The 25337-nt window shown below is 39.0% G+C and carries 18 protein-coding genes and 2 pseudogenes; 5 read left to right on the top strand and 15 right to left on the bottom strand.

The window, feature by feature from the left end; genetic code table 11:
* Position 1: 1 nt before the first annotated feature.
* From glmM to cdaA, 3 genes are all read right to left on the bottom strand, one after another.
* A complete protein-coding gene (gene glmM / locus NST05_RS04940) occupies positions 2-1354 on the bottom strand; it encodes a phosphoglucosamine mutase (protein ID WP_084828895.1) in 1353 nt (450 codons plus the stop codon).
* Positions 1355-1577: 223 nt separating this feature from the next.
* Complete coding sequence (locus NST05_RS04935; protein WP_084828896.1) at positions 1578-2543, bottom strand: CdaR family protein; 966 nt, start codon at positions 2541-2543, stop codon at positions 1578-1580.
* A complete protein-coding gene (gene cdaA, locus NST05_RS04930; RefSeq protein WP_084825642.1) occupies positions 2540-3391 on the bottom strand; it encodes a diadenylate cyclase CdaA in 852 nt (283 codons plus the stop codon). Before cdaA ends, NST05_RS04935 begins: the two co-directional genes overlap by 4 nt.
* A gap of 101 nt (positions 3392-3492) precedes the next feature.
* On the opposite strand from cdaA, the gene murT reads away from it, so the two are divergent.
* Complete coding sequence (gene murT / locus NST05_RS04925; RefSeq protein WP_084828897.1) at positions 3493-4836, top strand: lipid II isoglutaminyl synthase subunit MurT; 1344 nt, start codon at positions 3493-3495, stop codon at positions 4834-4836.
* Positions 4836-5624, top strand: a complete 789-nt coding sequence (gene gatD, locus NST05_RS04920) for a lipid II isoglutaminyl synthase subunit GatD (RefSeq protein WP_011226159.1) — start codon at positions 4836-4838, stop codon at positions 5622-5624. The genes murT and gatD overlap by 1 nt, the downstream gene beginning before the upstream one ends.
* A gap of 50 nt (positions 5625-5674) precedes the next feature.
* Here gatD and mprF read toward each other — a convergent pair whose 3' ends face one another.
* The 5 genes and pseudogenes from mprF to udk form a co-directional block, all read right to left on the bottom strand.
* Positions 5675-8230 (bottom strand): bifunctional lysylphosphatidylglycerol flippase/synthetase MprF, encoded by a 2556-nt coding sequence (mprF, locus tag NST05_RS04915; protein WP_084828898.1) that lies wholly within the window; start codon positions 8228-8230, stop codon positions 5675-5677.
* A complete protein-coding gene (locus NST05_RS04910; RefSeq protein WP_064355969.1) occupies positions 8227-8946 on the bottom strand; it encodes an alpha/beta fold hydrolase in 720 nt (239 codons plus the stop codon). The genes mprF and NST05_RS04910 overlap by 4 nt, the downstream gene beginning before the upstream one ends.
* A 187-nt stretch (positions 8947-9133) precedes the next feature.
* Positions 9134-9382, bottom strand: a pseudogene (locus tag NST05_RS11050) (YiaA/YiaB family inner membrane protein).
* A gap of 89 nt (positions 9383-9471) precedes the next feature.
* The gene (locus tag NST05_RS04905; RefSeq protein ID WP_084826024.1) at positions 9472-11391 is read right to left on the bottom strand and encodes an ABC-F family ATP-binding cassette domain-containing protein; all 1920 of its coding nucleotides are present in this window, start codon (positions 11389-11391) and stop codon (positions 9472-9474) included.
* Between the two features lie 36 nt (positions 11392-11427).
* A complete protein-coding gene (gene udk / locus NST05_RS04900) occupies positions 11428-12063 on the bottom strand; it encodes a uridine kinase (protein ID WP_002946476.1) in 636 nt (211 codons plus the stop codon).
* 97 nt (positions 12064-12160) lie between these two features.
* On the opposite strand from udk, the gene NST05_RS04895 reads away from it, so the two are divergent.
* Positions 12161-13243 carry a DEAD/DEAH box helicase gene (locus tag NST05_RS04895; protein WP_084828899.1) on the top strand — a complete coding sequence of 361 codons (1083 nt, stop codon included), beginning with the start codon at positions 12161-12163 and terminating at the stop codon, positions 13241-13243.
* 57 nt (positions 13244-13300) lie between these two features.
* Here the strand turns inward: NST05_RS04895 and NST05_RS04890 are convergent.
* The 7 genes and pseudogenes from NST05_RS04890 to acnA form a co-directional block, all read right to left on the bottom strand.
* Positions 13301-13452, bottom strand: a pseudogene (locus tag NST05_RS04890) (ATP-grasp domain-containing protein); the annotation flags it as partial.
* A gap of 78 nt (positions 13453-13530) precedes the next feature.
* Positions 13531-14964, bottom strand: a complete 1434-nt coding sequence (locus tag NST05_RS04885) for an NADP-dependent glyceraldehyde-3-phosphate dehydrogenase (protein WP_002951091.1) — start codon at positions 14962-14964, stop codon at positions 13531-13533.
* A 219-nt stretch (positions 14965-15183) separates the two neighbouring features.
* A complete protein-coding gene (gene ptsP, locus NST05_RS04880; protein ID WP_084828900.1) occupies positions 15184-16917 on the bottom strand; it encodes a phosphoenolpyruvate--protein phosphotransferase in 1734 nt (577 codons plus the stop codon).
* A 4-nt stretch (positions 16918-16921) separates the two neighbouring features.
* The gene (locus tag NST05_RS04875; protein ID WP_002946351.1) at positions 16922-17185 is read right to left on the bottom strand and encodes a phosphocarrier protein HPr; all 264 of its coding nucleotides are present in this window, start codon (positions 17183-17185) and stop codon (positions 16922-16924) included.
* A 261-nt stretch (positions 17186-17446) separates the two neighbouring features.
* Positions 17447-18622, bottom strand: a complete 1176-nt coding sequence (gene icd, locus NST05_RS04870) for an NADP-dependent isocitrate dehydrogenase (protein ID WP_084828901.1) — start codon at positions 18620-18622, stop codon at positions 17447-17449.
* A gap of 14 nt (positions 18623-18636) precedes the next feature.
* A complete protein-coding gene (locus NST05_RS04865; protein WP_011226166.1) occupies positions 18637-19761 on the bottom strand; it encodes a citrate synthase in 1125 nt (374 codons plus the stop codon).
* A 1-nt stretch (position 19762) separates the two neighbouring features.
* Positions 19763-22426: an aconitate hydratase AcnA gene (acnA, locus tag NST05_RS04860; RefSeq protein ID WP_084828902.1), complete on the bottom strand. Its 2664-nt coding sequence runs from the start codon at positions 22424-22426 to the stop codon at positions 19763-19765.
* A gap of 322 nt (positions 22427-22748) precedes the next feature.
* Between acnA and nrdH the strand changes: the two genes are divergently transcribed.
* A complete protein-coding gene (gene nrdH, locus NST05_RS04855; protein WP_084828903.1) occupies positions 22749-22973 on the top strand; it encodes a glutaredoxin-like protein NrdH in 225 nt (74 codons plus the stop codon).
* Positions 22974-23059: 86 nt separating this feature from the next.
* Positions 23060-25219, top strand: coding sequence for a class 1b ribonucleoside-diphosphate reductase subunit alpha (gene nrdE, locus NST05_RS04850; protein WP_084828904.1), 2160 nt, complete (start codon positions 23060-23062; stop codon positions 25217-25219).
* Positions 25220-25337 lie beyond the last annotated feature (118 nt).

The raw sequence follows: 25337 nt of genomic DNA, 5'->3' as shown, positions 1-25337 counted from the left end.
CTTAGTCCAAACCAATTTCTGCACGAACAACATCGGCAATAGTATCGACATAGTAGTTCACTTCATCATCTGTTGGTGCTTCTGCCATAACACGAAGGAGAGGCTCTGTGCCACTTGGACGAACCAAGATACGTCCATTACCAGCCATCTCAGCTTCCATTTTTTCAATGATAGCGGCAATTGCAGGAACGTCCATAGCTTTATCTTTCATGCTATTTTCCACACGGATATTAACCAATTTTTGAGGGTAAATGGTTACTTCTGCTGCCAATTCAGACAAGCTCTTACCTGTTTCAACCATTACTTTAGTCAATTGGATAGCTGTCAATTGACCATCACCAGTTGTATTGTAATCCATGATAATAACGTGACCAGACTGTTCGCCACCAAGATTATAACCGTTTTTACGCATTTCTTCAACAACGTAACGATCACCAACAGCAGTCACAGCCTTGTTAATACCTTCACGGTCGAGAGCCTTGTGGAAACCAAGGTTTGACATAACTGTTGTAACAATGGTGTTTTTAGCTAACTCACCTTTTTGAGACAAGTATTTACCAATGATATACATCACCTTGTCACCATCGACAATATCGCCATTTTCATCAACGGCAATGAGACGGTCACTGTCACCATCAAAGGCAAGACCGATTGCTGAACCAGATTCTCTAACTAAGGCCTGCAATTGCTCTGGACGTGTAGAACCTACACCAGCATTGATATTAAGGCCATCAGGTTGATCACCAATAACAGCGATTTCTGCATTCAAGTCAAGGAAAATGTTACGAGCAGATACCGCAGCCGCACCGTTAGCAGCATCCAAGGCAACCTTCATACCACTGAGGTCAAGACCAGTAGTCACCAAGAATTTTTCGTATTTACGAAGACCTTCTGGATAATCGACAAGCGTTCCAAGTCCTTCAGCTGATGGGCGTGGAAGAGTATCTTCTGCGGCATCTAGGAGAGCTTCAATTTCCGCTTCACGTGCATCATCTAATTTAAAGCCATCTCCACCAAAGAACTTGATTCCATTATCAAGTGCTGGATTGTGACTAGCTGAAATCATTACACCAGCACTAGCATTTTCTGTACGTACCAAGTATGATACACCTGGTGTCGCAAGTACCCCAAGTTTATAGACTTCGATACCTACTGAGAGAAGTCCCGCTACCAAAGCAGATTCTAACATCTCACCAGAAATACGTGTATCACGAGCCACAAAAACTTTAGGACGGCCAGTTTCATGTTGACTAAGCACATAACCACCAAAACGACCTAATTTAAAAGCCAATTCAGGCGTAAGCTCAACGTTTGCCTCTCCACGAACACCGTCTGTTCCAAAATATTTACCCATAAATTTACTATTAGTGCCTGTGCACTAAATCCTCCTTAAACTTTGATGCCATTTAGCAAGAGTCAATCTAATCTAGTGAACCTATCTAGATAATCTAGCTGTATAAGATTGCACCAATATGTTCAACCCTTGTTTTAAAATATTATTAATTGGTTACATTATTATGATACTACTCCTCTCAACCCAATCTATTATATCTCAATTTGATGAAAATGTAACTCCCTCACTTTTGCGTGACTTTCAAGTTAACCTTCAAAGTACTTGGCTGCACTGTGACACCTTCTGCTTTTAGCTCTAAGGTTTTCGATGTATCTTTAGTTACTTGGCTAATGTCTACAGGGACTGTGATGCTATCAATTTTATCCATGTCTTCTTGACTACCAACAATGGTCACATGACCACGATCAAAACTATAACTGATACTAGACACATTGCTAGCCTTATCGCCAGTCAACTCTATCTTAACTGGAACTGATTTACTCAATTTTCTCAAACTAATCTTGGCATGAACCTTAGCTGGGGAAATTGAACTAGCTAAAATCGTTCCATTAGACGAAACTGCTTGAAGAACCAAGTTACCATCATAATCATCAGACAAGTTGTCATCGCCTTCCAAGACTGCTTGAACGTGATCAATTTGATTGATGATATCCTCACTTGAGGTCACCTCTACCTTGGTTTCATCCAAGCTAACCTTTTTCACTTCATAGCCATTAGCCAACTTATCCGGTGTGATATTTGCAACTACATCAAATGTCTTACTAGCTTTTTTACCTATGGTTGCTGTCAAGGTCGATGGTGATACTTGGGCAGACATTCCATCCGGTAAATTCTTAACCTGAATAGGAACATGACTTGTCCCTGGGCCAAAATTTGATAAATCTGCAACCAACTTAAAATGACGTGTGTCACTTGTTGTTTCAGTTGTCAAGGCTAATTGTGTCGTCGCTGTTAGATAGACCTCAGCATCATAGGAATAGCCACTGACAAAGTACTTATCACTATCGTATTTGATATCCACAGGTACCGACTCAACGGTTTGCGTGAAAGTATTGGATGCAATTGAGCTATTATTTTTATTTTGCGTATTCCCCGACCATGCTGTGAAAAAGAGTGTGACAGCAAGGAAGAGGGCAACTACCATCTGCCACAAGCGATCATTTGTGAAAAATCTTACTAGACGCTTCATTTTTCACCACCTCCAATCCAACGTTGAAAGAATAACTGACGTGGTTCCTGCTCTTTCAACAAGATAAGACTTAACTCATGTTCAAATTCTTGAACTGAGAGGCCGTGCAAAAAATTGCCCTTGTACGCAATGGAAATCGCACCCGTTTCCTCAGAGACAACAAAGGTTAGTGCATCTGTTTGTTCCGAAAGACCAATAGCAGCCCTGTGTCTTGTCCCAAATTCTTTGGAAATCTTATTAGACTCTGATAATGGCAGATAAGAACAAGCTGTTGTAACCTTATTATCTCTTATAATTACTGCACCATCATGAAGCGGCGTATTTGGTATGAAGATATTTATTAGAAGTTCCCCAGTCACCACTGCATCTAGCGGAATCCCTGTCGCAATCTGTTCTTGTAAAGTCTGAGTTTGTTCAATAGACACCAAGGCTCCAATCTTACGTGGGCTCATATACTTGACGGCCTTGACAAAGGCCTGAACCAATTTCTCATCTGAACTGACCTCTTTATTTTGCAAAAAATGCTGAGGTGTCCGTCCAAATGTCTCAAGTGCCGAACGAAGCTCTGGCGCAAAAATAACGACCGCTGCAATAGCACCATAATTGATGACTTGATTCATCAAATAAGAAATCGTCGTGAATCCAATAAAATCAGAGATAATCTTTACAAAAATAAATAAGACTACCCCTTGGACTAGGGTCATGATTTTTGTTCCTCTCAGAGCCCTAATAAACCGATAAATTACAAAAGCAACAATCAATATGTCCAAACTATTGACAAGAACCCTCAGCGGACTATCAAAAAGTGACCGCCAAAAATCAACGTCAATGGACGAAAGTAATCCCATACTTATCACACTTTCTTTTAATTTTTTAACAGTTTCTATTATACCATGAATTCAAACTATTTTGAGGCTACAATCACTACTTTTTATGATAAAATAAAACCATGACTATAAAAACTACTATGGGTATCTTGGCAGGTAAAGCTAGTCACTTTGTTCTCTCAAAATTGGGACGTGGCTCAACCCTCCCAGGAAAAATCGCCCTTAAATTTGATAAAGATATTTTAGACACACTAGCTAAAGATTATGAAATCGTCGTTGTCACTGGTACCAACGGTAAGACTCTGACAACCGCTTTGACAGTCGGTATTCTAAAAGAAGCTTACGGTGAAATTGTAACTAATCCTAGTGGAGCCAACATGATCACTGGGATTACTTCCACCTTTCTAACTGCTAAAAGAGCTAAATCTGGTAAGAAAATCGCTGTCTTAGAGATTGATGAAGCTAGCCTTCCAAAAATCACTGAGTATATCACTCCAAGTCTTTTTGTCTTCACAAATATTTTCCGTGACCAAATGGACCGTTACGGTGAAATTTACACCACTTATCAGATGATTTTAGATGGTGCTGCTAAGGCGCCAGCGGCAACTATTTTGGCTAACGGGGACAGTCCTCTTTTTAATTCTAAAGAGCTAGTCAATCCCGTACGTTTCTACGGTTTTGACACTGAAAAACATGCGCCAGAGCTTACACACTATAATACTGAAGGAATTGTGTGTCCTAAGTGCGAGAGCATTCTTCAGTATCACCTTAATACTTACGCTAACTTGGGTGACTATGTGTGCCTTAACTGTGACTTCCACCGTCCAGAATTAGATTATAAGCTAACGCAGCTGACAAAAATCACCAACACCACTTCTGAATTTATCATTGACGGTCAAGATTACAAGATTAACGTTGGGGGGCTCTACAACATCTATAATGCCCTTGCTGCCGTTTCTGTCGCTGAATTCTTCGGCGTTGTGCCAGAGCAAATCAAAGCTGGTTTTGATAAGAGTCGTGCTGTCTTTGGACGCCAAGAAACCTTTAAAATTGGTGATAAATCATGTACTCTCGTACTGATTAAGAATCCAGTTGGAGCTAGCCAAGCTCTGGATATGATTAAACTTGCAGACTATCCATTTAGCTTGTCAGTCCTTCTTAATGCCAACTATGCTGATAGTATTGACACCAGCTGGATTTGGGATGCCAACTTTGAAAGCATTCTCGATATGGATATTCCTGAAATTAATGCTGGTGGTGTCCGTCACTCTGAAATTGCCCGTCGTCTGCGTGTAACTGGCTATCCAGAGGAAAAAATTACACAAGCAGAAAAACTCGAAGATATTATGACCCTAATTGAAAAGCAAGACTGCGACCACGCCTATATCTTAGCGTCCTATACTGCCATGCTTGAATTCCGTGATATTCTGGCCCAACGTCATGCTGTCGGAAAGGGGATGAACTAATGACTTATACTTCTCTCAAATCGCCAGAAAATCGTGACTACACCTATATCCTAAATGTTGCCCACCTTTACGGTAATCTTCTCAATACTTATGGTGACAATGGCAATGTCCTTATGATGAAATACGTGGGGGAAAAGCTTGGTGCTAAGATGACCTTCGATATCGTTTCAGTTGGCGACGACTTCGACAAGGAGCTCTACGACATAGTCTTCTTTGGAGGTGGTCAAGACTACGAACAATCCATCGTTGCCAAAGATCTCCCGTCAAAACGTGACGCTATTGATCAATACATTCAAGATAACAAAGTCATCTTAGCGATTTGTGGTGGTTTCCAACTTCTCGGACAATATTACATCCAAGCCAACGGTGTCCGCATTGATGGTATCGGTGTTATGGGCCACTATACCCTTAATCAGGAAAATAACCGCTACATCGGTGACATCAAGATTCATAACGAAGAATTCAATGAAACCTATTATGGTTTTGAAAATCACCAAGGTCGCACCTTCCTTTCCGATGATCAAAAACCACTTGGTAAAGTGGTCTACGGTAATGGTAATAACAAGGAAGATGGTACTGAAGGTGTCCACTATAAAAACGTTTATGGTAGCTACTTCCATGGTCCGATTCTTTCTCGTAATGCTAACCTTGCTTACCGCTTAGTAACAACTGCCCTTCGTAACAAATATGGTCAGGATATTCAATTACCAAGTTATGATGACATACTCTCAAGCGAGATAGCTGAAGAGTATGCAGATACTAAATCAAAAGCTGAATTCGAGAAATAATTCTTTTAAACAAAAAAGTGAACCCTGGAGGGTCACTTTTTTTGTCGTATTTACTTCCAAAGACGTCTTTTCTTCATTTTATCTTCAATTTTACGATTATCAATCCTGAAAATAGCAATCATATCAAACAAAAGCCAGGTTCTTTTTGGATAGACAATGTATTTTGGAGACCAAATTGGAGAGAATTTTTCTTTGTAACGTTGCAATCCACTAAAAGAGTAAAAACGCTGAGCAAAAACATAAACTAAATTGGCAACCTTTTCCTCCATGAAACTATCTTCTTCAGTACCTACGTTAGCTAGGGGAGCCATCCCCATATCAAAGTATTGCTTGCCTTCTGCTTTGAAGTATTGGAAGAGTTTGACAAAAAGGTAGTCCATGACGCCTTCAGGAGCCTTTTTAAAGTCATAACGCATAAGATCAATGGTTGCCACCCGTTTATTTTGGGTTGGCATGATATTAGCGAAGGCCACAATTTCTCCTTCTTTACTCTCAACGATAGCAATCGGTGCTTGTTGTAAATAGGCTTCATCAAAGAAACCAAGAGAGAAACCTTTCTCCTTACGACCGTTAAGCCATATATCTGAGACTGCCTTCATTTCCTGCATCTGAGTCTCCGAAAATGGAGGATTAAGTAATTTAAACTGGAAGCCTGCTTTTTCCACACGATTGGTTGGTTTACGGAACTTCTTACCATGCTTACCATCAATAGAATATGTCGTCAAATCAACCATGGCATTTTCTCCAAATTTCATGAAGTCAAAGCCATAATCATGAAGCATAAGGGTCACTCTCTCATCCGCCTCATAAAATAAAGCCTGTAAATTCCAATCAGATAAGTTTTTCAAGAAAGCTTCCCAAGCCGGACGATAATATTTTTCATTACCAATAGGATTGCCCATAATCACACACTTGTTACTGATTTGTGCAAATTGAAAAACTACCTGATCTTGTCCATCGACACGATACCAAAAGAGGCGTTTATCATGTAAATAAGCTAGAGCACTTTCTGATGCGCCCCCATATTTCTCAAGAAGTGCTGTAAAACGCTCATTATCCATGCTTTGACCAAAATGCTTACGAGGTGCCAAAACTCTCAGTACAAGCCAAACAATGGTTGCAATGATTACCGATGCCAGTAAAATATCAAACCAAATATGAACAAAATGTCCAAGAATATCTCGGTTCCTAGGTGGTAACAAATGAGACCAAAAACCACTACCACCCAGAACAAGGAGAACCAAAATGGTAAAGGCTAAAAAAAGGAAATCCTTGGTTTTGTCTTCCCAGCTATAAACAAAGTAGTGACGATTCAATCTTTTCCTTATAAGTAACATAAGTATCATGGAAAGCACAATCATGAAAGACATGGTCCAGGAAGTACCATTGAGATTGACGTAAATCAAAGTCAAGACGAAGGTAAGCAAGGATACAATAAAAGCTCCCTTAACGCGTCGCCTGATGAGGCGAGCCATGAAAACAAAGAGGGTTCCAAATAAAATACTTGGAAACTGCCAGATCAACTGTTCCTGAATAGGATCGAAACGGCTAATAAAGTAAACATTTGCCAAGCTTTCTGGGATTAGGGCAGATAAAATCAAGAAGATTCCTAAAAAACGTAACAAATAAACAAGGATAAGATGGAAACTTCCACCAAATACTCGTGAAGGAATATTGAAGTATTTATCATTGATGTGACCTCCCATGTGTTTGAAAAAGAAGACAACACCTAATAAAAATGGAATGATGTAGTAGGTTAGACGAAAGAGCAAAAGTAGACTGACCGCAAGAGCATTGCTGACACCCATAGACGTCAGACCACTAATCACAATCAAATCAAAACTACCAATCCCACCTGGAATCATGGAAAAGATACCAATGATAACCGCTAGAAAATATAGGGGAATCAGATTATAAAGAGGAACATGTAGACCCATTAAATAAGCCACACTCAGAAAACTCACAAGAGCTGTGCCCCATTCAGCAGTCGATACTAAAATAAGGCTTAGTCTCGTTTTCAAAGGGACTTGCCCAAAATAAGGCAATTTTTCGCAACTTGAGACAAAGAAAATAAAAGGTAGGTATAAAAAGATTCCTAGTAAAAGTAACCAATATTTTCTCAAGTCAGGACTTAGAGGGAAAAACCAAAAGGTGGCAAACACCAAGCCACTTAGGAGCGACAAGCCCGACATGAAGTAAGGCAATAAACGTGATAGTGCCTTAACACCAGACTTTTCATGCCCATCTTCAGAATAAAAGGAATACCTCAATCCCACGTCAACTAAACCGGCAAAACCAGCCAAGTTATTAATGGTATTGACAGCCCAACTCGTTTCTAGTATATAGGATTTGGAATAATCCGTCTCTAGCTCCTTATTCAAAATAAGGTCATAAAAGAGCATGGGTAACACAGCAACTAAGCCTATCACTACCATCAAAGCAAGATGCCAAATTGACAGACCTGATAAAGCTGACTCCAGCGATTCTAAAGTGATCGTTCGTTTTAAACGAATCAACTCTACAACAACAAGAACCGCAATAGAAATAAAGAAGACAGATTTAACGGCAGTTTTTAAAGGTTGAAGTCTCTCTATAAGTCGCTTCATGCCACCACCTCTTTTTGACTAATTCTAACTAACTCACGGATCATTTGATTAAAAACCTTGTATTTTTCTTGGGCTAAACGGTGTCCTTGTCGACGCTCGACATAGAGCTTATGAATTGGAAAGAGGTCCGAAATCTCCCTTGAATGACTAATACTAATGACATCTCTTTGTCCCATAACTACCCAAACAGGATAGGATGCCTGATGTAGTCGTTCCCTATCCAGCGGCAAATCATGTAGCATGAGCTCCGTTACCTGAGCCAAGATGTCCATTTTAGATGAAAATGGTGATAAGGCTTTTAGGCAATAATACTTTATATAAACCAGACATCTTGAACGTCTGGTCAATCCTTTAAAAGTCATATTCCCCGCATTAAGCAAGAGCCCTGCAATCCGGTCAGGAAAGCGACTGGCATAAACCATAGCTAGATTAGCCCCATCACTGTGACCAACAAACAGAGCCTTTTTGATATTTAAAAATTGCAAAATCTCCTCCAAATCGGCAGCCATCTGTTCAAAGGTCATCTTAGCACTCTGACGACTGGATCTGCCCTGATTACGACTATCAATGAAAATTAAACGATAGTCTCGATATAGAATTCCTTGCTTACCAAAGTAGTTTCCTGATGAATTATTGCCATGCAAGAAGACAATTGGAAATCCTTTACCGAGGTCACGATAATAGATGATTTGACCATCTTTCACTTTAAATTCCATAATATTACCTACCTTTTCACTAACGTATTCTTATACGATGATTAGTCTTATAAGGCATTAGGTCCGATACCATAAAACAAAGTGCTCAGACCCTCTCATTCCATTATAACACTTCTATTTAGCAAAACTCAGAATATTAGTACATTTTCTGCAAAAAAGAAAAAGCCTTTTCAGACTTCTCCTATTATTAATAAGTTTTTGGGGCAATGAGTTTGTTATAGTTTTCCCCATCTTTTGGTTATCACGGACAAGCTTAGATACCATAAATGAAGATAAAATCAAACCAACACATCCCATAAGATAGTACCTCTTAACCATCAACGGCTCTTTACTCTTTAATAGTATAGAGGCTTACCAACATCGAGATTACAAAGAGGGCAAATGATCCCCGTGTCATCATCTTGAAAGATCTCGTATTACGATACACTTTGTTCATAAATCTAGTCTCCTTTTATATACTAAGACTAGTATGACAACAATAAAATACTTGTACAAATTGAAATACGAAAAGGTTTCCATGTTTGTTTAACTTTCCAACTGTTCCGAAAGATCACTCCACTCTTCCATCAGAGCCTCTTGATTGACTGATAAGTCGTCTAGTTCTTTCTGCAAGTCAGACAATTCCACCACATCATTGGTTTCAAGCATGGCAATAGAGATTTTTCCCAAGCGTTCTTCGACGGTTTCTAATTCATTTTCGATTTGCTCAATACGTCGGCTCAGTTTACGGATCTCTTTTTGACTAGCTTTTTGAGCTTGATAATCACTAGCACCCGCTGAAGCTACTTGGGTCTCCTCTGGACCTTGATTTTCTTCCGCTTCAAGTCGTGCTAATTCTTCAAGCTCCGCCTTCTTTTCAAGATAGTAATCGTAATCTCCAAGATAAATAGTTGCTCCATCCTCAGAGATTTCCATCACTTTTGTTGCCACACGGTTGATAAAGTAACGATCGTGGCTGACAAAGAGAAGTGTTCCATCAAAGTCAATAAGAGCATTTTCCAATACTTCCTTACTATCAATATCCAAGTGGTTGGTTGGCTCATCCAGGATTAGAAAGTTATTATTTTCCATTGACAATTTGGCTAGGAGCAGACGAGCTTTCTCACCACCAGAAAGCATGGAAACTGACTTTTTGACATCATCACCTGAGAAGAGAAAAGCTCCCAGACGGTTACGAATCTTAACTTCAGGAGTTGTCGGAAAATCATTCCACAACTCATCAAGTACAGTGTTTGATGGTGTCAAGGCTGATTGTGTTTGGTCATAATAACCCACTTCAACATTCGCACCGTAGGTTGATGATCCCTTGATAAATGGCAATTTACCTACTACCGACTTAATAAAGGTTGTTTTCCCGATTCCATTTGGACCCACAATGGCGATAGCATCCATTTTTTTAACATCCAGAGAAATAGGCTCCGAGAGAATCTCATTATCGTAACCAATAGCAGCATTCCTAACTGTCAAGACCACATTCCCAGATACCTTGTCCACATGAAAAGTCATATTAGCAGACTTCTGGCCTTCTGTTGGCTTATCTAGGCGTTCAATTTTCTCCAGCTGTTTGCGACGGGCCTGAGCACGTTTGGTTGTAGAGGCACGAACAATATTACGATTAACAAAGTCCTCCAGCTTAGCAATTTCCTTTTGTTGCTTTTCGAAATTCTTGGCTTCGGTGGCCAACTTCTCAGCTTTTAAGTCCATGAATTTTGAATAGTTCCCGATATAACGATCTAAACTATGTTTGGTCAAATCTAGGGTTACTGTCGCCACCTTATCCAAGAAATAACGGTCGTGACTGACAATGATTAGAGCTCCCTGATAATTGACTAAGTAATTCTCCAACCAAGTGATAGTCTCAATATCCAAGTGGTTGGTCGGTTCGTCCAGTACCAAAAGCTCAGGCTTCTCTAGAAGCATTTTAGCCAAGGCCAAACGGGTATTTTGGCCACCAGAGAGATCTGAAATAGGCATCCCCCACATGCTTTCATCAAACTTAAAACCATTGAGAATAGCTCTGATGTCAGATTCATAGGTAAAACCACCGCGCTGTCTGAAATCCTCGGAAAGTCTATCATAGTCTATCATTAGCTTATTCAAGTCTTCCCCAGTTAACTCAGCCATCTTCATTTCCATGTCACGCAGACGTTTTTCATCTGCACGTAGGTCTGAAAAGACATTCAACATTTCCTCATAGATGGTATTACTAGACTCAAAACGACTGTCCTGAGCTAAGTAAGAAAGGTTCAAATCACGTTTTGTGTTGATTTCACCACTTGTCGGTGCTTCCTCTCCAATCAAAATTTTCAACAAGGTTGATTTTCCAGCACCGTTGCGCCCAACCAAAGCAATACGATCACGTTCATCCACCTGAATATTAATATTATCAAAGAGCACATCTCCTGAGAAAGAGCGCTCAATTTTATTTCCTTGTAAAATAATCATAACGCTTTAATTATACCAAAAAAGCCAAGCTCCTGCTTAGGCTTTCTTACTTTCTTCTAAAATGCTAGCTACCTTAGTATTAATCAAATCTATAGCAACAGTATTTGAAACACCTTCAGGAATCACCACATCCGCATAGCGTTTGGTTGGCTCAATAAACTGATGATACATAGGTTTGACCACACTGTTATACTGATCGATAATACTATCTAAGCTACGACCACGTTCTTCCATATCACGCTTAATACGGCGGATAATACGGATGTCATCATCAGTATCTACAAAGAGCTTTATATCCATCAAATCACGCAAACGTTTATCTTCAAGTACCAAAATCCCTTCAACGATAAAAACATCCTGAGGTTCCTGACGATAGGTCTTGTTACTACGAGTGTGTTGCGTGTAATCATAAATCGGAATATCTACTGGACGCCCAGCAATCAGCTCATTGATATGCTCAATCATAAGATCTGTATCAAAGGCAAAAGGATGGTCATAGTTAGTTGATACACGCTCTTCGAAAGTCAAATGTGACTGATCCTTATAATAAGAATCATGCTCAATCATGGCAATTTTCTCATCTGGAAAATTGGATAGAATGGCACGAGAAACACTGGTCTTACCACCACCAGAGCCACCCGTAACCCCAATAATAATCGGTTTTTTAGGCATGATAGATTCCTATCTAATATAGTCTTTCGTATCTATTCTACACTAAATCATGATATAATAAAAGCAAATCCATATAGAAAATGAGACTTTTATATTTATGTTTAAAAACTTTCCTGAACAATGGCAAAACCTCCTTAAAGAAAAAGGAATCACGACAGAAACTGCCATTCAAAAAGAACTATTTACACCAATTACTGAAGGGGAGAATATCTTAGGTATCAGTCCAACTGGGACAGGTAAGACCCTAGCCTACCTTTTCCCACTTCTTCTCTCTCTTAAGCCCAAAAAAGCTCAGCAACTGCTTATCCTAGCACCTAACTCTGAACTTGCTGGACAAATTTTTGATGTAACCAAACAATGGGCTGAACCTCTAGGAATCACTGCCCAACTCTTCCTTTCTGGCTCTAGTCAAAAACGCCAAATTGAACGTCTGAAAAAAGGACCAGAGATTCTTATTGGAACTCCAGGTCGTGTCTTTGAGTTGATTAAACTCAAAAAAATCAAAATGATGAACGTCAATACCATTGTTCTCGATGAATTTGACGATCTTCTCAGTGATAGCCAATATCACTTCGTAACAAAAATCAGCCACCATGTCCCTCGTAACCACCAAATGATTTACATTTCAGCAACCAACAAAATTGATAGTCAAGATTTTTTCGAAAATACTATCGTTTATGACCTATCTAATCAGGAACTAGACACCATCAAACATTATTACATCAGCGTTGATAAACGTAATCGTGTCGAACTTCTTCGTAAGTTCTCCAATATCCCTAATTTCCGTGGTCTTGTCTTTTTCAATAGCCTTTCTGATCTTGGTGCTACTGAAGAACGTCTCCAATTTAACGAAGCTTCAGCTGTATCCCTAGCTAGTGACATTAACGTCAAATTCCGTAAGGTTATTCTAGAAAAATTTAAAAATCACGAGATCTCACTCTTATTAGGGACTGATCTCTTAGCACGAGGTATTGATATTGAAAACCTTGAAGTAGTCATCAACTTTGATATTCCTCGAGACCGTGAAGCCTACACTCACCGTTCAGGACGTACTGGCCGTATGGGAAATGAAGGTAGGGTGATTAGCTTGGTATCACATCCAGAAGATCTCAAAAAGCTTAAAAAATTCGCTAAAGTTTCAGAAATAGTTCTTAAAAATCAAGAAATTCACGAAAAATAAAATATGACAAAAGCACTTCAGAATCAACTGAAGTGCTTTTAACATATACAAATTAAGCTTTTTACCAAAGTTCTCAATCATTTGTTCCATTTCCTCACGACTTGGTGTTGTCAACATATAGAGGAAGTCACCTTGCAACTCTGCAAAGGCAGCTGGCATGATTTTCTTATTTTTGAGTTGTTACGATACTTGTCGAAAAGTTCTTCCTCTATACCAGATTCTTACAGAAAAAGAGCCTTATAACTAAGGCCCTCTTTACTTTTTATAATTATTGACTGGCTTAACACTTAGTAGTCTGAAATATCAAATACTGTTGATTTCACACGAGTCATAGCTTCGATAGAGTACTTCACACCCTGAGTTCCGGCACCAGATCCTTTAACACCAAGGAATGGGAAGTTATCTGTACCACGTTGTGTTTTGTTGTTGATGTGAACTGTACCAACTTCAAGTTGCTCAGCAATTGCAAATGCACGTGGGTAGTCTTGTGTGAAGACAGCACCTTGAAGTCCAAATTCAGATTCGTTAGAAATCTTGATTGCTTCTTCAACTGAAGATACACGGATGAATGGCAACACTGGACCAAATGGCTCTTCCCAAGCAAGACGCATGTCAGTAGTTACATGGTCAAAGACAGCTGGGTAGATAAGGTTTCCTTCACGTTTCAATTCAGTTTTAGCAGTAGCACCTTGCTCAACTGCGTCATCAATTAAACCTTGAACAAAATCAGCAGCTTTCGTATCGATAAGTGGTGTAACACTTGCACTTTCTTCAGGCATACCAACAGTAATATTACCGACCAAAGCTGTTACTTTTTCTACCAATTCATCTGCAACACTATCCATTACAAGAACACGTTTGATAGCCGTACAACGTTGTCCTGAATAGTCAAAGGCACCAGCCACAATGTTTTTAGCAGTCAAGTCAAGATCAGCATCTTCAAGAACGATAGCAGCATCTTTACCACCAAGTTCAAGCATTACTGGACGCATTGCTGCCAAACGACCGATATTTTCACCAACTGGAGTCGAACCTGTAAAGTTGATAAAGTCAACTGCTTTGTGTTCAACGATGTAGTCACCAATAACTGAACCACGTCCTGTGATAGAGTTCAAGACACCAGCAGGGATACCAGCTTCAACAAACGCTTCTACCAAAAGAAGACCTGAGATAGAACCTTGTGTTGGTGGTTTGAAGGCAACAACGTCACCAGCGATCAAGGCAGGAGCAATTTTAGAACCAGCCAAGTTTACTGGGTAGTTAAATGGTGAGATAGCAAGGACAAGACCTACTGGTTCCCGACGAACAACAGCAATTTTTTTCTTGCTACCAGCATCAAAAGCACCACCTTCGAGTACTTCACCTTCCAAACGCAAACCTTCTTCAGCAGCATAGTGGATAATTTCAGCAGTACGAACAACTTCACCAATTGCAGATTTCAAACCTTTTGAAATTTCTTTAGAAAGAACTTGTCCGATTTTTTCTGCATCACGTTCCAAGATATCAGCTGCTTTATGAAGATAAGCTGCACGTTCAGCATATGAAAGTGCACGCCATGCTGGGAGTGCTGCTTTAGCTGCTGCGTAGACTTCATCTACTTCAGCTTGGCTCATAGCTGGAACTGACCCAAGTTCCTCACCGTTTGCAGGTGCGTAAATAGTAATTGAATTTTCAGATGTTTTCCACTCACCATTGACATAGTTTTTGTATTGTTTAGCCAAGATAGTAACTCCTTTTATCTATTATAAAATCTATTTTATCACTTTTTTAGCAATATTCCAACATTTAAATGAGTAGTATTCAGAAAATTTTGACAAAAAAATACTAAAAAATTATTAACCAAGGTTAGACGTATTTTACTCCTAACCAAAGGACGAGTTAAATCTCTTCTCTCTGCTTAGATATAAAAAAGTGAAAGCTCAAGCCTCCACTTTTTTTGATTAATCTACGTTAACATATTTTTTTGAAAGTTCAAGAACTTCTTCCATTGTTGAACATTCAGTAAGTGCACGGTTAGCATATTCTTCCATTTTAGCTGTGTCAAGTTTCTTCATTAAGCTACGTGTACGAAGTATTGATGTAGCTGACATTGAGAACTCATCCAAGCCCATTCCGACAAGGAGTGGAACAGCAGTTTGATCACCAGCCATTTCACCACACATACCAGCCCATTTACCTTCAGCGTGAGCTGCCTTAATAACGTTGTTAATCAAGCGAAGGATTGATGGGTTATATGGTTGGTAAAGGTATGAAACTTGTTCATTCATACGGTCAGCAGCCATTGTGTATTGGATAAGGTCGTTTGTACCAATTGAGAAGAAATCAACTTCTTTAGCAAATTGGTCAGCAAGCATTGCTGCAGCTGGGATTTCAATCATGATACCTACTTCGATGTCGTTTGCAACGGCAACACCTTCAGCAACCAATTTAGCTTTTTCTTCTTCAAGAATACCTTTAGCAGTACGGAACTCAGTCAACAAAGCAACCATTGGGAACATGATACGCAATTTACCGTGAACAGATGCACGAAGCAAGGCACGTAATTGAGTACGGAACATTTGGTTACCAGTTTCAGAGATAGAAATACGTAATGCACGGTAACCCAAGAATGGATTCATTTCTTTAGGAAGGTCAAAGTAAGGAAGTTCTTTATCCCCACCGATATCCATTGTACGAACAACAACAGGTTTACCATTCATTCCTTCAAGAACTGCTTTATATGCTTCATATTGGTCTTCTTCGGTTGGGAAATCTTGAGAATCCATATACAAGAATTCTGTACGATAAAGACCAACTGCTTCTGCACCATTATCGTTAACTCCTTCAACGTCTTTAGGTGTACCGATATTTGCTGCTAACTCGAAGTGTTTTCCATCAGCAGTAACTGTTGGAGCATCTTTAAGTTGAGCCCATTCTGCCTTTTGTTTGGCGTAATCTTCACCAGCTGCTTTAAACTCAGCAATTTGTTCTTCAGTTGGATTAATAACAACTTCACCGGTAATACCTGAAACCGCTAAAATGTCACCATCTTTAACAAGTTCAGTTATGTTGTTTGTTCCAAGGACTGCTGGGATTTCAAGTGTACGAGCCATAATTGCAGAGTGACTAGTACGTCCACCAATATCAGTAACAAAAGCTTTTACAAATTTTTTATTCAACTGAGCTGTATCAGATGGAGTCAAGTCATGAGCAACAATGATTGATTCTTCATCGATTGTTGCTGGGTTTGGCAATTTCTTACCAAGCAAGTTTGCAAGCACACGTTTAGTAACGTCACGAATATCCGCTGCACGTTCTTGCATGTACGGGTTATCATCCATACCTTCAAAGATCGCGATAAACATGTTAGTTACTTCCGTCAAAGCAGCTTCGGCATTAACTTGTTTAGCACGGATAGTTTCTTTGATTTGACCAGTCATTTCTGGATCAGCAAGAACCATCAAATGAGCATCAAAAACGGCTGCTGCTTCTTCACCAAGGCTTTCAACTGCTTTTTCACGGATAACAGAAAGCTCGTCTTGCGACGCCGCTAGAGCAGCATCTAGACGAGCCTCTTCTGCACTTGTATCTTCAACTGTAACAGTTTCAAATGACAAGTCTGGTTGAACAAGTAGATATGCCTTAGCAACTGCAACACCATCAGATGCCGCGATTCCTTTAAGCATTTTTGTCATATTTTTATGCCAATCCTTCTTTTGTCATTGTTTCTGCGATTGCTGCAATTGCATCATCAGCGTCAGGACCTTCTGCAGAAATAGTTACGTCAGCACCTTGACCAACACCAAGACTCATAACACCCATGATAGATTTAAGGTTAACTGCTTTACCTTTGTATTCAAGAGTGATATCTGAAGCAAATTTACTTGCTGTTTGAACAAGCAAAGTAGCTGGTCGTGCGTGAATACCAGTTTCTGCAACAATGTGGAAATCTTTAGAAGCCATAATGGACTCTCCTTCTTAATTTGGAATATTTGAGTTATCAATGATAACCCTTACAATCTAGTATTATAACATAACTGTTTGATATTATCAAGGTTAAGACGCACTTTATAAAAGTTTTTCATAAGCTAATCTCTCATTTTATTTCCAATTTTCATTTTTCAAACCATAATCAAACACCAGTCTTTATCTATTCACAATATTCTCAGAAAACTTCTTTCATATTGTTTTCAATCATTAATTTTCATTTTTGTGCAAAAACAATCATATAATTGAGAGAATTTGATTGCTGAAACCACTGGTTGAATAGGCTCGTTTTCCAAAGGCTAGGTCAACTGTAAAAATCCCTGATTTAAAGTTTTTTTCAATAGCACTTATAATGAGTTCAGCTGCTTCAGACCAACCGATATATTCTAAAAGCATACAGCCAGATAAGAGAATAGAGCAAGGATTAGCCCTATCTTGATCCGCAATATCTGGAGCCGTTCCATGAGTAGCTTCAAAGATAGCATGGCCTGTTTGATAGTTAATATTAGCTCCAGGGGAGATTCCGATACCACCAACCTGGGCAGCTAGAGCATCACTTGCATAATCGCCATTCAAGTTGGTTAATGCAACAACATCAAATTTTTCGGGATTCAAAAGAATCTGTTGTAGAAAATTATCAGCGATTATATCATTAACTTCTAGACGGCCAGCAAGCATTTCTTCCTTATATTCTTCCTCAGCCACTTCATAGCCCCATTTACGAAAGCCACCTTCTGTGAATTTTTGAATATTCCCTTTATGCACCAATGTTACTTTCTTTAGATTGTTCTTAAGAGCATAGTCAATAGCTGAACGAATCAATCGTTTACTTCCTTCTATTGAAATAGGCTTAATTCCAATACTACTTGACTTGGGAAAGCGAATTTTATCGACATTCATTTCTGTTTGAAAAAAAGCAATAACGCGCTCTACATCTACCGTTCCTGCTTCCCATTCAATTCCTGCATAAATATCCTCAGTATTCTCACGAAAAATAGTAATGTCTGTTTTTTCTGGTTCCTTAAGTGGACTTGCTACTCCTTCAAAATACCGAACCGGTCGAACACAAGCGTAGAGATCAAGTTCTTGACGTAAAGCTACATTTAAAGAACGAATTCCTCCTCCGACAGGTGTTTCAAGTGGCCCCTTAATAGCTACCAGGCTTTCTCGAATAGCCTCTAAAGTTTCTTGCGGCAACCACTCACCTGTTTTATCAAAAGCCTTTTTACCTGCCAAAAACTCTTGCCACTCAATACGACGCTGTCCTTCATAGGCTGCTTCTACCGCTTTATCAAAAATTGCTTGAGCATTCTTCCAAATATCACGTCCAACACCATCTCCTTCAATGAAAGGAATAATCGGATTATCAGTAACTTTGAGCTTGCCATTAGTCATAAGGATTCTTTCTGCCATATATTTTTTCCTCCCTAGCGTTTTTCTAAAGCAATATAAGTCATATTTTCTTGTCCAATATACTGTGAACGTGGACGAATCAATTTGTTATTTTTTTGTTGCTCGTGAATATGTGCAATCCAACCGGCAACTCGACTCATAGCAAAGATGAGTGTAAAAATATCGCTGTCAATTCCTAGAGTATGATATACAGTGGCTGAATAGAAGTCCACATTAGGAATCAATCCTTTCTTATCTCTCATGAACTCTTCGATTTCTTGAGACTTATTAAAGAATTCTTCATTCTCTGTACCCTCTGTCAACTTCTTGGCCATATCCCTTAAGAAAATCTCACGAGGATCTTTCTTCTTGTAAACACGGTGCCCAAATCCCATGATTTTTTCTTTAGAATCAAGTTTTTCCTGCAAGTATGCATTGACATCACCAGATTCACGAACTTCTTTTAGCATATCAAAGACACGTTCATTAGCCCCACCGTGAAGTGGACCTTTCAGGGCACCAATAGCTGTCGTGACACAAGAATAAATATCTGTTAGGGTTGAAGCACAAACTCGCGCAGCAAATGTTGAGGCATTCAATTCATGGTCAGCATGAAGGATTAAAGTCTTATTCATAGCTTCGATTTCAATTTCAGAAGGTTCAACACCATTCAACATGTAAAGAAAATTCGCTGCAAATCCTAAATCCTTCCGTGGTTTAAGAGGCATTTTACCAGTACGTAAACGTGCAAAAGTCGTGATGATAGTTGGCAATTTAGCCATTAATTCGATGCTTTGCTGATAAACAGCTTCCATGGATCTTTCCTCAGCATCCACATTATATACACCAAGTAGGGAAACTGTTGAACGAAGAACACTCATCGGGTGTAAATGGGGGCGAGATTGGATAAGAATACATTGTTCTACAGCATCTGAAATATCATAGTTCTTACGTAATTCGGCCTCAAAATACTTGAGTTCCATTTGCGTTGGAAGATGACCATTCCACAGCAGATAAATTACTTCCTCAAAAGACGCCTTATTATTCATAAACTCGGAAATATCATATCCTGCATAGGATAAATGGTCATCAATAATAGATGAAATCCTAGTATTACAGGCAATCATATCCTTAAGTCCATCAATTTCAACTGTTGTCATTTTAGGCTCCCTTCAATTTTTTTCTTACAACCATTGGCAAGATACCACCATTTTTATAGTAGCGAATATCAGCATCTGCATCAAAACGAACCAGTACTTTGAAAGTTTTGGTTTGTTCAGGTGTTGAAGCTGTAACAGTAATAGCATCATGAACACCTGGATTTTCTGAAAGATCAAAGCTAAAAATCTCATGTCCTGTCAATCCAAGAGTTTCAGCATTTTCTCCTTCCATAAATTGTACCGGCAAAATTCCCATCATGACTAGATTTGAACGGTGAATACGCTCAAAACTCTCAGCAAGTACTACTTTCACACCAAGGAGATTTGCCCCTTTAGCTGCCCAGTCACGACTTGAGCCCATACCATAATCCTTACCAGCAATTACAAGTGTATCTCGATTAGCTTCTTTATATTTCATGGCAGCATCGTATATGGGTAGAATGTCACCTTCATATTTAGTATATCCACCAATTTTTCCTTCTGCCAACTCATTTTTGATACGAATATTAGCAAAAGTTCCTCGCATCATGACTTCATGGTTTCCACGACGACTACCATAAGAATTAAATTCTTGATAATCTACACCATTTTCAGACAAATAGCGTGCTGCTGGACTGTTTCTAGCAATATTACCAGCTGGAGAAATATGGTCTGTTGTAACCGTATCTCCAAATTTAGCCAATACCTTCAAATTATTCAATGGTTTAATGGTCAAATCATCTCCTAAAGCATCAAAGTAAGGTGGATTTTGAATATAGGTAGACTTCTCATTCCATTTATAATTTTGGCTCTGTTCAGTAGGAATGGCATTCCACTTCTCACTGTCTGAGAAGACACTAGCGTATTCGTCTCGGAAAAGTTGACGGGTTACGTATTTATCAACATAAGCTTCAATTTCATCACGTGATGGCATAATATCTTCTAGATAGACGGCTCGCCCATTGTCGTCAAAACCTAAAGGCTCCCTTGTCAAATCAATATTAGTGTTACCAGCCAAAGCGTAGGCAACAACCAATGGTGGGCTAGCTAAGAAATTTGCTTTTACGAGAGGATTAATACGTCCTTCAAAGTTACGATTTCCTGACAGAACGGCACTCGCTAGTAAGTCCGTGTCTACAATAGCTTTAGCTACCTCAGGACGTAGATCTCCCGAGTTACCAATACACGTCGTACAACCGTAACCTACCAAATTGAAGCCAAGCTTGTCTAAGTAGCTTTGCAAGCCTGAAGCTTTAAGATAACCAGTAACAACTTTAGAACCTGGTGCCAAAGATGTCTTCACCGTTGGAGATACCTTTAACCCTTTCTCAACTGCTTTTTTAGCTAAAAGACCAGCCGCCATAAGAACGTAAGGATTTGAGGTATTGGTACATGATGTGATCGCTGCAATGGCCACATGCCCCGTTTGAATTGTTTCTGAATGATCCTCAAAATCAACTTTTGCCGTTTTTTCTAACTCCTTCTTGTTCAATCCAAAGCCACGCACACCTGCTTCTCGTACCACTGCATCCTGAAATTCTTGCTTAGCATCGGACAAGAGAATCAAATCCTGTGGACGTTTGGGACCCGAGATAGAAGGTTTAATGGTTGACAAATCAATTTCAACAACCTTAGTATACTTGGCTTCTTTACTTGGGTCATAAAACAAATGATTGGCTTTTGTGTAGGCTTCAGTGACCTGGATATGTTCCTCATCACGATTAGTTAAACGCATGTAGTTAAGAGTTTCGTCATCAATAGGAAAATAACCACAAGTTGCCCCATACTCTGGTGCCATATTAGCGATTGTAGCACGATCAGCTAGAGATAGGCTCTTTAAGCCAGAACCAAAATACTCTACAAATTTACCAACAACATTTTCAGAACGAAGTACTTGAGTAATCTTGAGAGCCAAGTCTGTTGCCGTAGCAATTTTAGGAAGTTCACCTGTTAAATGTACACCAATAACCTCTGGAATTGGGAAATAGGAAGCTTCACCTAGCATAGCTGCTTCAGCTTCAATTCCGCCGACACCCCATCCCAGAACACCAATACCATTAATCATCGTTGTGTGACTATCTGTACCAAACATAGAGTCGGGATATAGTAGCCCATCTTTTTCAATAATGACATCACTTAGAAATTCAATATTAACCTGATGGATAATACCCGTAGCTGGTGGAACCGCACGGTAATTTTCAAAAGATTGTTCGGCCCATTTAAGAAATTCGTAGCGCTCATTGTTACGTTTAAATTCTAGATTGATATTATCTTCAAGCGCTGTATCACATCCATATGAATCGACTTGAACAGAGTGGTCAATGACTAAATCTACTGGAATCTCTGGATTAATAAGTTCTGCTTTACCACCATTAGCCACTATAGCATCCCGCATTGAGGCCAAGTCAACGACAACAGGAACCCCTGTGAAATCTTGTAAAATGACGCGACTTGGTTTAAATGGTACTTCAGAAATTGTTGGAAAATTCGGAAATTTTATCAGATCAGAAATGTGAGATTCCTTAACGTCAATGCCATCTTTTTTTCGGAGGAGACTTTCAAGTAGTATTAGAATGCTATAAGGTAGTTCTTCGACCTTAACATCATAGGATTTTGCTGCTTTTTCGAGATCATAAAAAGAGAATATCTTACCATTTACAGTTAGATTTGAACAGTATTCTTGCATACTTGAACCTCCATTAGTTAAAAAATTTCCTCTATTCTACACTGTTTTTTTTTAAAAAACAAATAAAATTGGCATTCTGGTGTGATGTTTTATTACATCTTCAGTCAGTTGTTGGAATTTTAGCCATTTCCATAAATAAATTTAAGAAAACTTAAAAAGCCTTCAAAACACAAGATATAGGGTTGTGTTTCAATACTAAACACAAAATATTGTATTCCTTAAAATATTTAGCTTGATTTTTCCCAATATTTTGGGTATTCTATTAAAGTCGAAAAAGTGACACCTAGTCACTTAAAATCTTTAAAAAAAAGGAGTATTTGCAATGGAAAAGATTACATTGTTTTCAAAAAACAACTGTATGCAATGCAAAATGACAAAAAAATTTTTGGAAAAAGAAGGTGCTGATTTCGAAGAAATCAATATCGATGAACAACCAGAAAAAATTGATTACGTCAAAAGCCTAGGCTTTACTGCTGCTCCAGTGATTGAAGCAGGCGATATCGTCTTTTCAGGTTTTCAACCGGCTAAACTTAAAGAAATCCTTTAATTATTAAGTTTTTATATAGAAAGGAACTTGTTTGCTTAGTTTAATATGTTAACTTTAACCTTTAAACTAGGCCTGGTATCTGTATTATGTCTTTAAAAAATCTTGGCGATGTTTCTTACTTCCGCCTCAACAACGAAATTAACCGTCCTGTAAACGGTCAGATTCCTTTGCATAAGGATAAAGAAGCGCTTCGTGCCTTTTTCCTTGAAAATGTTAAGCCAAATTCAATGGCATTCAACAGCATCACAGATAAAATTAATTATTTGATTGAAAACGACTATATTGAGTCTGAATTCATCGGTAAATATGAACCTGCTTTCATCGAAAAATTGTCTGCAGAAATTCATGCTCAAAAATTTCGCTTTCAATCTTTCATGGCAGCCTACAAGTTCTACCAACAATATGCTCTCAAAACAAACGATGGCGAGACATACCTTGAAAGTTTTGAAGATCGTGTTCTTTTTAATGCTCTTTACTTCGCTGATGGTGATGAAAACCTGGCTAGTGACCTTGCTAACGAAATGATTCACCAACGTTATCAACCTGCTACTCCTTCATTTTTAAATGCTGGACGTAGTCGTCGTGGAGAACTCGTTTCATGTTTCCTTATCCAAGTAACGGACGATATGAATTCCATCGGTCGTTCTATTAACTCAGCTCTCCAATTATCACGTATTGGTGGAGGGGTTGGTATTAGCCTATCTAACCTACGTGAAGCTGGTGCTCCTATCAAGGGATATGCTGGTGCTGCTTCTGGAGTTGTTCCAGTTATGAAGCTTTTTGAAGACAGCTTCTCTTACTCAAATCAACTTGGTCAACGTCAAGGTGCTGGTGTTGTTTATCTGGATGTTTTCCACCCAGATATCCTTGCCTTCCTTTCAACTAAGAAAGAGAACGCTGATGAAAAGGTACGTGTTAAGACATTGTCACTAGGTGTTACAGTACCAGATAAATTCTACGAGTTAGCACGTAATAATGAAGATATGTATCTCTTCAGCCCCTACTCTCTCGAAAAAGAATACGGTAAACCATATAACTACATTGATATTACAGCTATGTATGATGAATTGGTTGCCAATCCTAATATCACCAAAACTAAGATTAATGCGCGTGAGTTAGAAACTGAAATTTCTAAACTCCAACAAGAATCTGGTTACCCATATATCATCAACGTTGATACAGCTAACAGACATAACCCAATTGATGGTAAAATTGTTATGTCCAACCTCTGTTCTGAGATTCTCCAAGTTCAAACACCAAGTGAACTTAACGATTCTCAAGAATTTGTTAAACTCGGTACAGATATCTCATGTAACCTTGGATCTACTAATATCCTGAACATGATGACTTCACCTGATTTTGGTCGTTCCATTAAGACTATGACACGTGCGCTTACCTTTGTTACAGACAGCTCAAGTATCGATGCCGTTCCATCAATCAAAAATGGAAACCAACAAGCTCATACCTTTGGTTTAGGAGCTATGGGGCTTCACTCTTACCTTGCTAAACACCATATCGAGTATGGTAGCCCAGAATCTGTTGAATTCACTAATATCTACTTCATGCTTATGAACTACTGGACTTTAGTTGAATCTAACAATATCGCCCGTGAACGTCAAGAAACCTTTGTCGGCTTTGAGAATTCAAAATATGCTGACGGTTCTTACTTTGATAAATACGTTACAGGGCAATACGTTCCTAAATCTGACCGTGTTAAAGAACTTTTCGAAGGCCACTTCATCCCACAAGCCAAGGATTGGGAGGAACTACGTGAACTCGTTAAAAAAGATGGTCTCTACCATCAAAACCGTTTGGCTGTTGCGCCAAATGGCTCAATCTCTTACATTAACGACTGTTCTGCTTCTATTCATCCAATCACACAACGTATTGAAGAACGTCAAGAGAAGAAAATCGGAAAAATTTACTATCCAGCCAACGGTCTTTCAACAGACACTATTCCTTTCTACACTTCAGCCTACGACATGGACATGCGTAAAGTTATCGACGTTTATGCCGCTGCGACTGAACACGTTGATCAAGGTTTGTCATTAACCCTATTCTTGCGTAGTGAGTTGCCTAAAGAAATTTACGAATGGAAAACAGAAAATAAACTAACAACTCGTGATCTTTCTATCCTTCGTAACTACGCCTTTAACAAAGGAATCAAGTCAATCTACTACATCCGTACTTACACAGATGACGGCGAAGAAGTTGGCTCTAACCAGTGTGAAAGCTGTGTCATCTAAGATAGTGATTTGAGGCTAACAACTTCACTACTCTTATTTATAAAAATCATAAAATGGTCGGTTCGCCGACTTTTTTAATAGATAAACTCAAAAAACTATATCATGATTTTTAATTATG

It is taken from the genome of Streptococcus sp. FSL E2-3494, from assembly GCF_038007085.1.
GTDB lineage: Bacteria > Bacillota > Bacilli > Lactobacillales > Streptococcaceae > Streptococcus > Streptococcus thermophilus.
Note: the sequence above shows the minus strand (reverse complement) of the source record. Positions and strands in the feature narration are given on the sequence as shown.

What these genes read in the sequence shown, in the direction of transcription:
- murT (WP_084828897.1), top strand. Translation starts at nt 3,493, where the DNA reads ATGACTATAAAAACTACTATGGGTATCTTGGCAGGTAAAGCTAGTCAC.
- ptsP (WP_084828900.1), bottom strand. Translation starts at nt 16,917, where the DNA reads ATGACAAAAATGCTTAAAGGAATCGCGGCATCTGATGGTGTTGCAGTT.
- udk (WP_002946476.1), bottom strand. Translation starts at nt 12,063, where the DNA reads ATGCCTAAAAAACCGATTATTATTGGGGTTACGGGTGGCTCTGGTGGT.
- acnA (WP_084828902.1), bottom strand. Translation starts at nt 22,426, where the DNA reads ATGCAAGAATACTGTTCAAATCTAACTGTAAATGGTAAGATATTCTCT.
- cdaA (WP_084825642.1), bottom strand. Translation starts at nt 3,391, where the DNA reads ATGGGATTACTTTCGTCCATTGACGTTGATTTTTGGCGGTCACTTTTT.
- NST05_RS04910 (WP_064355969.1), bottom strand. Translation starts at nt 8,946, where the DNA reads ATGGAATTTAAAGTGAAAGATGGTCAAATCATCTATTATCGTGACCTC.
- gatD (WP_011226159.1), top strand. Translation starts at nt 4,836, where the DNA reads ATGACTTATACTTCTCTCAAATCGCCAGAAAATCGTGACTACACCTAT.
- NST05_RS04905 (WP_084826024.1), bottom strand. Translation starts at nt 11,391, where the DNA reads ATGATTATTTTACAAGGAAATAAAATTGAGCGCTCTTTCTCAGGAGAT.
- nrdH (WP_084828903.1), top strand. Translation starts at nt 22,749, where the DNA reads ATGGAAAAGATTACATTGTTTTCAAAAAACAACTGTATGCAATGCAAA.
- mprF (WP_084828898.1), bottom strand. Translation starts at nt 8,230, where the DNA reads ATGAAGCGACTTATAGAGAGACTTCAACCTTTAAAAACTGCCGTTAAA.
- NST05_RS04875 (WP_002946351.1), bottom strand. Translation starts at nt 17,185, where the DNA reads ATGGCTTCTAAAGATTTCCACATTGTTGCAGAAACTGGTATTCACGCA.
- nrdE (WP_084828904.1), top strand. Translation starts at nt 23,060, where the DNA reads ATGTCTTTAAAAAATCTTGGCGATGTTTCTTACTTCCGCCTCAACAAC.
- NST05_RS04935 (WP_084828896.1), bottom strand. Translation starts at nt 2,543, where the DNA reads ATGAAGCGTCTAGTAAGATTTTTCACAAATGATCGCTTGTGGCAGATG.
- icd (WP_084828901.1), bottom strand. Translation starts at nt 18,622, where the DNA reads ATGGCAGAAAGAATCCTTATGACTAATGGCAAGCTCAAAGTTACTGAT.
- NST05_RS04895 (WP_084828899.1), top strand. Translation starts at nt 12,161, where the DNA reads ATGTTTAAAAACTTTCCTGAACAATGGCAAAACCTCCTTAAAGAAAAA.
- glmM (WP_084828895.1), bottom strand. Translation starts at nt 1,354, where the DNA reads ATGGGTAAATATTTTGGAACAGACGGTGTTCGTGGAGAGGCAAACGTT.
- NST05_RS04865 (WP_011226166.1), bottom strand. Translation starts at nt 19,761, where the DNA reads ATGACAACAGTTGAAATTGATGGACTTAAGGATATGATTGCCTGTAAT.